The 5,629-nt window shown below is 73.2% G+C and carries 2 protein-coding genes; both read left to right on the plus strand.

The window, feature by feature from the left end; translation table 11 throughout:
• The coding region (locus tag ACFZCP_RS45655; protein WP_391443138.1) for an SDR family oxidoreductase at window positions 1–3,965 on the plus strand (3,965 nt) is incomplete at its 5' end.
• A gap of 39 nt (window positions 3,966–4,004) precedes the next feature.
• Window positions 4,005–5,629 (plus strand): beta-ketoacyl synthase N-terminal-like domain-containing protein (locus tag ACFZCP_RS45660; protein ID WP_391443141.1); only part of this gene is annotated, 1,625 nt, incomplete at its 3' end.

Here is a 5,629-nt window from a genome sequence, read left to right on the forward strand (position 1 = left end):
CCGATGTGGACGCGGTGGAGGCGCACGGCACGGGAACCCCGCTGGGCGACCCGATCGAGGCGCAGGCCCTGCTCGCCACCTACGGCCAGGACCGGCCGGAGGACAGGCCGCTGTGGCTCGGCTCGGTCAAGTCCAACCTCGGGCACACCCAGGCGTCCGCCGGCATGGCCGGAGTCATCAAGATGGTGCTGGCGCTGCAGCACCAGCAGCTGCCGCGCACGCTCCACGCCGACGAGCCCTCGCCCCACATCGACTGGTCGGCCGGCGAGGTACGGCTGCTCAACCAGGCGGTGCCGTGGCCCGCGGGCGAACGGGTGCGCCGTGCCGGTGTGTCGGCGTTCGGGATCAGTGGCACCAACGCCCACGTCATCGTGGAAGAGGCCCCCGAGCCCGCCGCAACCGACGTCGCCCCGGACACCGCCGAGAACGCGGACCGTGCGCTCCCCGCGATCGCGGAGACCGCCGACGCCGGTGCGTGGGTGGTGTCCGGCCGGTCGGCCGATGCGCTCACGGCACAGGCGGCGCGACTGCGGGAGTGGGTCACGGCCCGCCCCGAGCTGGAACCCGCTGACGTGGGCCGGTCGCTGGCAGTGTCGCGGTCGGTGTTCGAGCATCGGGCGGTCGTCGTGGGCGGAGACCGCGAGGAGCTGGTGACCGGTCTGGAGAAGCTGGCCGGAGGACTGTCCGCGGCGTCGGTCGTCTCCGGAGTCGCACGGCCCGGCGCACGCGTGGGTCTGGTGTTCGCGGGTCAGGGGTCGCAGTGGGTGGGGATGGGGCGGGGGCTGTACGAGGGGAGTCCGGTCTTCGCCGAGGTGTTCGACCGGGTGTGTGGGCTGCTGGAGCTGGAGCTGGGTGTGTCGGTGCGGGACGTCGTCCTGGGTGCCGATGGTGTCGATGAGGGTCTGGTGGACCAGACGTTGTACGCGCAGGCGGGTCTGTTCGCGTTCGAGGTCGGTCTTGCGGCTGTGTTGAGGGCGGCGGGTGTGGTGGCGGATGCGGTGGTGGGGCATTCGGTGGGTGAGGTGGCGGCCGCGTATGTGGCGGGGGTGCTGTCGCTGGCGGATGCGTGCCGGCTGGTGGCGGCGCGGGCCCGTCTGATGCAGGGGCTGCCGGGTGGTGGTGCCATGGCGGCGATCAATGCTTCCGAGGCCGATGTGCTCGCGGGGCTCTCGGAGTTGTCCGGGGTGTCGGTCGCGGCGGTCAACGGTCCCGAGTCGGTGGTGGTCTCCGGTGAGACGGCTCAGGTCGAGCAGGTGGTGGAGCACTGGCGGGAGCGGGGCCGCCGGGTGCGGCGGCTGCGTGTCTCGCACGCGTTCCACTCGGCGGCGATGGATCCGGTCCTGGATGAACTCGGTGCGGTGGCCGAGCGGTTGACGTACGAGCGGCCGCGATTGTTGTGGGCGGGTGCGTTGACGGGTGAGCCGATGGCGGAGTGCGAGGCGGGGTACTGGCCGGCGCAGACGCGTGGGGCGGTGCGGTTCGCCGACGCGGTGCGCGCACTGGCGACCCAGGGCATCTCGGTGTTCCTGGAGGTCGGTCCCGACGGGGCACTCTCGGCCCTGGGGCCGGACGCGGTGGCCGGAGCCGACGGCGAGGAGAGTGTGTTCGTCCCGCTCCAGCGGCGCAAGGAGCGCGACGAGCAGGGTGTGAACGGCCTACTGACCGGTTTGGCGCGGGCGTTCGTCAACGGTGCGGCCGTCGACTGGAACGCCCTGCTGCCGACGGGACAGCGGGTGGACCTGCCCACCTACGCCTTCCGCCACGAGCGGTACTGGCCCAAGGGCGTACTGGCCCTGCCGGCCGCGGGACCGGCCGCGGGGGGCGACGGTGCGAGCACCGCTGCCGAGGCCGAGTTCTGGGCCGCGGTCGAGGGCGGTGACCTGACACGGATCGCCGACACGCTGGCGATCGAGGACCGGCAGCCTCTCGGGGAGGTGCTGCCGGCGCTGACGTCGTGGCGGCGCCGGGAGCGGGACCGCTCGGCCACCGCGCACTGGCGCTACCGCGTGACCTGGGCCCCGGTAGCCGAACCCGACCCGGCCGCCCTGTCCGGTCGCTGGCTGCTGGTGACCACGGCCGGGCAGGCCGACGACGACCTGACGCACGCCTGCGCCCAGGCGCTCTCCGGCAGGGGCGCCGACGTGGTGATCGCCCAGATCACCGAGACGGCCGACCAGGAGCGGATGGCCGCACAGCTGCGCACGGCGATTCCGGACGACGGGGTCCACGGGGTCGTATCGCTGCTGGCCCTGGACGAGACACCGCTGCCCGCCCACCCGATGCTCGCCAACGGCCTGGCCGGAACCCAGACGCTGGTCCAGGCGCTGATCGCCCTGGCGGTCCACGCACCGCTGTGGATGCTGACCCGCGGCGCGGTCGCGGCCGTACCCGGCGAGGCGCCCACCAGTCCGGTGCAGGCCCAGACATGGGGCCTCGGCCGGGTCTGTGCCCTGGAACACCCCGACCACGGCGGCGGCCTCATCGACCTGCCGGCCGCCTTCGACGAGGAGGCCGCGGCCCGGCTGTGCACCGTGCTCGCCGGCTGCGGCGAGGACCAGGTCGCGATCCGCCCGGCCGGGATCCTCGGCCGCAGGCTGACCCGGGCCGCGCAGCCCGCCGGCTCCGCCGAGCGCTGGGCGCCGCGCGGCAGCGTGCTGATCACCGGTGGCACCGGCGCCATCGGCGGCCACGTGGCGCGCTGGCTGGCCGGCCGGGGCGCTCCACGGCTCGTGCTGACCAGCCGGTCCGGGCCCGGCGCCGCGGGTACGGCGGCGCTGGCCGCCGAACTGGCGACGGCCGGGGCCGAGGTCGAGCTGATCGCGTGCGACGCCGCGGACGACGCCGCGCTGACCGGAGTGATCACCAGGATCGGGGCCCACGGCCCGGCGCTGACCGCGGTGATGCACGCGGCCGGCATCGCGCAGGCCACCCCGCTGGACGAGACCTCGGTGGACGAACTGGCCACCGTACTGGCGGCCAAGGCCGCGGGCGCCGTCGGCCTCGACCGCGCGACCGCCGGCCTGGACCTGGAGGCGTTCGTCCTCTTCTCCTCCATCTCGTCCACCTGGGGCAGCGGTCTGCAGGCCGGATACGCGGCGGCCAACGCCTTCCTGGACGCCCTGGCGGAGAGCCGCCTGGCCCGCGGACTGGCCGCGACCTCGGTCGCCTGGGGCCCGTGGGGCGGCGGCGGGATGACCGACCAGGAGGACGCGGCCCAGATGCAACGGCGCGGGCTGCACCTGCTGGAGCCCGAACAGGCCGTCCAGGCCCTGGCACAGATACTCGACGGCCGGGACCGGCTGATGACGGTCGCCGACGTGGACTGGGCACGGTTCGCGCCCCCGTTCACCGTACGCAGGCCCAGCCCGCTCATCGAGAGCCTGCCCGAGGTCATCGAGGCACTGGCCGCCGCACAGGACGGCGACGGCGCGGCCGGCTCCGAGGCCGGCAGCGCGCTGGCCCAGAAACTGGCCGGCCTGTCGATGGCCGAGCAGGACCGGATGCTGACCGACATCGTCCGCACCGAGGCCGCCGCCGTACTGGGCCACGGGGGCGTCGACGCGGTCGAGGCCGACCGGTCCTTCACCGACCTCGGCGCCGACTCGCTGACCGCCGTGGAACTGCGCGACCGGCTGAGCACGGCCACCGGCCTGCGTCTGCCCAGCACACTGCTCTTCGACTACCCCACTCCCGCCGCGCTCGCCCGCTACCTGAGGGCCTGCCAGGTCGAGGAGACCAGCCCGGCCCAGCCCGTACTCGCCGAGCTGGAAAAACTGGAGGGAATGCTCGCCACCATCACCGGCGACGAGGATTCCGCCCAGATCACGAACCGCCTCGAAGTCGTGCTGTCGAAGTGGAAAGAGGCGCGGGACCGGGTCGCCGAGGCCGGTGTCGCGGAGAAGCTCGAATCGTCAACCGACGACGAAGTCTTCGATTTCATCGGAAAAGAACTTGGCATCTACTGACAAGCCGTACGCCGCGACTTCCTCGACGAGGTGACGTAAGTGAGCGAAGAGAAGCTCCGCTACTTCCTCAAGCGGGTGACCGCTAATCTGCATGAGACTCGCCAGCGTCTGGAGGAAATGGAAGCGGCCGGCGACGAGCCGATTGCGATCGTCGGCATGGGCTGCCGTTTCCCCGGCGGCGTGCGCAGCCCCGAGGAACTGTGGGAACTGCTGGCCACGGGGACGGACGCGGTCTCCGGGCTGCCACGGAACCGCGGCTGGGACGTCGGCGACCCCGACGACTCCGGGGCCGGCCGCGCGAAGGTGCACGCCGGCGGCTTCCTCTACGACGCGACCGAGTTCGACGCGGGATTCTTCGGGATCAGCCCCCGGGAGGCCCTGTCGATGGACCCCCAGCAGCGGCTGCTGCTGGAGGTCGCCTGGGAGGCCATGGAGCGGGCCGGCATCGACCCCGCCTCGCTGCGCGGCTCCGCGACGGGCGTGTTCGCGGGCGCGTCCGCATCCGGCTACGGCTGGATGGGCGGACGGCTGGGCGAGCACGACGGCCACGTGATGACCGGCAACGCCATGAGCATCCTGTCCGGCCGCCTGTCCTACACGTTCGGTCTCGAAGGCCCGGCGGTGACGGTCGACACGGCCTGTTCGTCGTCGCTGGTCTCACTCCACCTGGCCTGCCAGGCACTGCGCGCCGGTGAGTGCTCCACGGCACTGGTCGGCGGCGCGTTCGTGGCGGCGACCCCCGTCCTGTTCACCGACTTCAACGAGTCGCTCGGGCTGTCCCCCGACGGACGGTGCAAGACCTTCGGAGCCTCGGCCGACGGCATGGGAGTGGCCGAGGGCGCCGGCGTCGTGGTGGTGGAGCGGCTGTCCGACGCCCGGCGCAACGGCCACAGGGTGCTCGCGGTGGTGCGGGGCTCCGCGATCAACCAGGACGGCGCGTCCAACGGTCTGACCGCGCCGAACGGTCCCTCGCAGCAGCGCGTCATCCGCGCCGCCCTCGCCAACGCCCGTCTGGCGGCCGGTGACGTCGACGTGGTCGAGGCGCACGGCACCGGGACCCCGCTCGGGGACCCGATCGAGGCCCAGGCGCTGCTCGCCACCTACGGCCAGGACCGCCCGGCCGAACACCCGCTGTGGCTCGGGTCGGTGAAGTCCAACATCGGGCACACCCAGCAGGCCGCGGGCATGGCCGGGATCATCAAGATGGTGCTGGCGCTGCAGAACCGGCAGCTGCCGCGGACGCTGCACGTGGAGGAGCCCACGCCGCATGTGGACTGGTCGGCCGGAGCGGTACGGCTGCTGAACGAGTCCGTGCCGTGGACGGCGGACGACAGGGTGCGCCGCGCCGGTGTGTCGGGTTTCGGGATGAGCGGCACCAACGTGCACATCATCCTGGAGGAGGCCCCGGCCCAGGACGAGGCCCTCGCCCAGGACGCCGAGAACGCGAACGTCCCCGCCGAGGAAGCCGAGATGGCCGAGGCCGCCCCGGACGAAACGGACGGCGAGTCCGGGGCGGTGGTGGTGCCTGCGGTGGTGGAGGCCGGTGGGCCTGTGGCGTGGGTGGTGTCGGGCCGGTCGGCGAAGGGTCTGGCGGGGCAGGCGGGTCGGTTGCGGGAGTGGGTTGTGGCCCGGCCCGGGTTGGCGCCGGTGGATGTGGGGTGGTC

The organism is Streptomyces sp. NPDC007971, from assembly GCF_042958635.1.
GTDB lineage: Bacteria > Actinomycetota > Actinomycetes > Streptomycetales > Streptomycetaceae > Streptomyces.